Consider the following 3,966-nt stretch of genomic DNA (forward strand, 5'->3'; position numbering starts at 1 on the left):
CATTATAGGTATTTTATTTTTTGAAAATAAATATTAATTTGAAGTATAAAATGCAACAATCTGCAATTAACAGAATGGAATTAATAAATAAGCTAACAATAATTCCGAAAGAACGATTGAGTGAAGTAAAAACATTTATTGATTTTATTTTATCCCAATCTCAAACCAACAAACTCAAGCCAATAAATTTGTCTGGTATTTGGAAAGATATCGGTTTCGAGAAAATAAAAAATTCGGAAAATGAATTAAAGAAAATCCGTAAAGAAATGGATAATTTAAAATTGAAACCGTGACAAATTGTCACGGTTTGAAAATGAGGAATAAATTATGAACAAACAAAATAAAATCCAACTTTTCCAAGAGCAAAAAGTAAGAACTCATTGGGATGAAGAGAAAGAGAAATGGTTCTTTTCTATTATTGATGTTGTGGCAATTTTAACTGATAGTCCACGCCCGAGAAAATATTGGAATGCTCTTAAAACTAAGCTGAAAGCGGAAGGAAGTCAGTTGTCCCAAAATATGGGACAACTGAAAATGAAATCCGCTGATGGTAAAAAATACTTAACCGATGTTGCTGACACTGAGCAGCTTTTGCGATTAATTCAATCTATCCCATCACCCAAAGCTGAACCTTTTAAATTGTGGCTGGCAAAAGTTGGTTACGAACGAATAGAAGAAACCGAAGATCCCGAACTTGCTTTTGAACGAGCAATGGCAACCTACCTGAAAAAAGGGTATTCCAGAGATTGGATAAACCAGCGACTGAAAAGCATTGAAGTGCGAAAAGAACTGACCGACGAATGGCAGGAAAGAGGAATGAAGATAGGTTTGGAATACGCAATTTTAACTAATGAAATTACCAAAGCGTGGTCGGATAAAACGGTGAAAGATTACAAAAAGCTGAAAAAGCTGAAAAAGGAAAACCTGCGTGATAATATGTCCAATTTGGAATTAGTTTTGAATATGCTGGCAGAAGCTTCCACAACCGAAATCTCGAAGAAGCAAAAGCCCAAAGGTTTTGACGCAAACAAAAAAGTTGCTCGTAAAGGCGGTAATGCTGCCAAAAAAGCAAGAGTAGAAATTGAAAAGCAAACAGGTGAACCGATTGTAAATTCTAAGAATGCGAAAAACCTTTTGAACAAACCAAACAATAAAGAGATAGAGAATGAACAGTAATTGGGAAATTAAGAAGTTGAAAGAAACTGAGTTGAAGACGATTAAAGCTCCCTTGAAATCCAGTCTTGTTATGGGATTGGAAAGCACAACATCACGGATGAAAAGGCGAAGGAGTAAATTGTTCGACTTTATTTGGTTAAAAAATCATAATGAAAGGTGATATTAAAATTTCACACTTTAGTTCTGCAAAGTGTGAATAGATTTGAGGAAAAAATGTATAAAAATGAAGATATAAATATTATCAGGGATACTATTCTTAAAGAAATTAACCCTTTTCAGATATTATTATTTGGTTCCTATGCAACAGGAAAACAAAATGAGGATAGTGATATTGATTTAATGATTTTGGTAAAACAAAAAATTACTCGAAAAGAAAAACTAAATATACTTTTTAAACTTGAAAAAAGATTCCTTAAGTTGAAATACGATATTGATATAATTTTAAAAAATTGGACTGAATTTAATAGATACAAAAAGTATATTGGAACTATCAATTATGATGTTTCAAGAGAAGGAAAAATTATATGGACCAAGATTTAATAGCTATTGTAAATAAATGGCATATAAAAGCTAATAATGATTTGAAAACAATTGAAGTTTTACTAAAATCTGAAAATGTTGTTACAGATTCTGTTTGCTTTCATTCCCAACAAGCTGTTGAAAAATATTTGAAAAGTTATCTAATAGCAGTACAAAAATCGTTTAAAAATACTCATAATATTACAGCTATTCTAAAACTTTGTAATGAAATTGATAATGATTTTGAAAAACTTGATTTTGCAGTATATTTAACGAATTACGCCGTAGAACTTCGATATTCAGATGATTTCTATATTCCTGATTTAGAAGAAGCAAAAGAGGCATATGAAATCGCTTTAAAAGTTAAGGATTTTGTAGTAGAAAAAATAAAGGTCATTGAATTATTTTCTTAAATTTAAAGCACTTAACAAAGTTACCCACGCGAAAAGATGCGTGGCGTAAACCTATACATTAGCCACAAATGAGTGGCATTATTGAAAAAACCAAAAATGTGGAGGAAATAAAAAATCACATAACCGTTTAATCCATAGATTCGACTACTGGCGGAACGGTTTACAAATTTCAAAAAATGAATTTTAAAGTGGACTCATGGATCTATCAATAAATAACATTCGCATAATTGATGTAATAGAGGAAAAAATATTTTCTGCTTCTGTTGGAATTAATAGGGGAAAAGTAGTGAAAATTTCTTCCTCAACTATTCGCGCAAAGCAAATAATAGACGGAACAGGCAAATTCCTTTCACCCGGATTTATTGATGCGCATTTTCATATTGAAAGCACAAATCTGACTCCGATAAATTTTGCCCAAATTGCCCTGCGGAACGGAACTACAGCAGTTGTGGCAGATTGTCATGAAATCTGCAATGTAGCTGGAATGGAGGGATTTGAATATTTTCGGGAATCCTGTAAAAAAGCCGAATTGGATATTTTTCTCACAGCTCCTTCTTGCGTTCCTGCCAGTTCTCTCGGCACTTCCGGTGCAGAAATAAATCTAACGAATATTCGCAAAATGTTTTCCTACGACGAAGTGATCGCTCTCGGTGAGATGATGAATTTTTCGGGTGTGATCCATGGGCAACCGGATGTTCTCGCAAAGATTGAATTAGCAAAAAAATCTGGAAAATTGGTCAATGGGCATGCTCCGAATCTTAGAGGAAATGATCTGAAGAAATATGTTACAGCAGGTATCAGCGATGATCACGAATCCACAAGTTATGAAGAAATATCAGAAAAACGATCACTCGGAATGAAAATATTTTTACGGGAAGGATCTGCAGAACATCTTCCTGATAATTGTTACAGTTTTTTAAAATCAGACCGAGATAATTTTATGTTCTGCTCTGACGATAAACTTGCTTCTGATCTGTTGGAAAACGGGCATATAAATTACAACATAAAAAAATCAGTGAAACTCGGGATTGATCCGGTTCGAGCATTACGAACCGCCACTTACAATGCTGCCAAACATTATGAAATAGATAATTACGGTGCCATTTTAAAGGAAAATGTAGCAAATCTTGTCATCCTAAATAATCTGCAAAATTTTATCCCCGATGAAGTGATTTTTCATGGCAAACCGGTTTTGAAAAGAGAAAATCAGTCGGAAAAACCGGCAATTACAATTTCCCAAAATATTCTTCATTCTGTGAAGATCACTCCTTTGCAAAATATTCCTAAAATTCCAAAAAAATATATGCACATGGCAATTAGTATAACAGATGGCTTGATTATTACAAAAAAAATGTCCGTTCAAAATGATTCGGAAATTGATTCTGAGCGTGACCTGTTGAAATTGGTTGTAGTGGAAAGACATGGGAAAAATGGAAATATCTCCTGCTGTCGTATAAACGGTTTTGGCCTAAAAAGGGGCGCTCTTGCTTCATCCATTGCCCACGATTGTCATAATATTATCGCAGTGGGAACGAATAATACGGATATTCGTTTAGCAATCAATTCTATCATTGAAAATCAGGGTGGACTTTCGATTTCTGAAAATGGAAATATTTCCATTGCAAAACTGCCGGTAGGGGGATTGATGAGCAGATTAACTTGTGAGGAATTCGCTCCGAAAATGAATAAATTGGAGCGAAAAGCGAAAAAACTCGGAACAGAATTGAGTTCACCTTTTGGAACAATCTCTTTCCTCGCTCTGGAAGTTATTCCGGAACTCAAACTATCTGATATGGGATTAGTGGATGTTAATAATTTTGAAATATTGTAAATTTATTGGATTCAGAATGTTTGCGGA

At 33.7% G+C, this 3,966-nt stretch carries 6 protein-coding genes; all 6 read left to right on the forward strand.

Going from position 1 to position 3,966, the window contains the following annotated elements; translation table 11 throughout:
- The first annotated feature begins 50 nt into the window (after positions 1 to 50).
- Positions 51 to 293, forward strand: a complete 243-nt coding sequence (locus U9P79_04370; protein MEA2103862.1) for a hypothetical protein — start codon at positions 51 to 53, stop codon at positions 291 to 293.
- A 34-nt stretch (positions 294 to 327) separates the two neighbouring features.
- Positions 328 to 1,176: a Bro-N domain-containing protein gene (locus U9P79_04375; GenBank protein MEA2103863.1), complete on the forward strand. Its 849-nt coding sequence runs from the start codon at positions 328 to 330 to the stop codon at positions 1,174 to 1,176.
- Positions 1,166 to 1,336 (forward strand): hypothetical protein, encoded by a 171-nt coding sequence (locus U9P79_04380; protein ID MEA2103864.1) that lies wholly within the window; start codon positions 1,166 to 1,168, stop codon positions 1,334 to 1,336. Before U9P79_04375 ends, U9P79_04380 begins: the two co-directional genes overlap by 11 nt.
- Before the next feature lie 53 nt (positions 1,337 to 1,389).
- The gene (locus U9P79_04385) at positions 1,390 to 1,716 is read left to right on the forward strand and encodes a nucleotidyltransferase domain-containing protein (GenBank protein ID MEA2103865.1); all 327 of its coding nucleotides are present in this window, start codon (positions 1,390 to 1,392) and stop codon (positions 1,714 to 1,716) included.
- On the forward strand, positions 1,701 to 2,108 hold the full coding sequence (locus U9P79_04390; GenBank protein MEA2103866.1) for a HEPN domain-containing protein: 408 nt from the start codon (positions 1,701 to 1,703) through the stop codon (positions 2,106 to 2,108). The genes U9P79_04385 and U9P79_04390 overlap by 16 nt, the downstream gene beginning before the upstream one ends.
- A gap of 196 nt (positions 2,109 to 2,304) precedes the next feature.
- A complete protein-coding gene (gene ade / locus U9P79_04395) occupies positions 2,305 to 3,939 on the forward strand; it encodes an adenine deaminase (protein ID MEA2103867.1) in 1,635 nt (544 codons plus the stop codon).
- The last annotated feature ends 27 nt before the right edge of the window (positions 3,940 to 3,966 follow it).

It is taken from the genome of Candidatus Cloacimonadota bacterium, assembly GCA_034661015.1.
In the GTDB taxonomy this organism is placed as follows: Bacteria; Cloacimonadota; Cloacimonadia; order JGIOTU-2; family JGIOTU-2; genus JAYEKN01.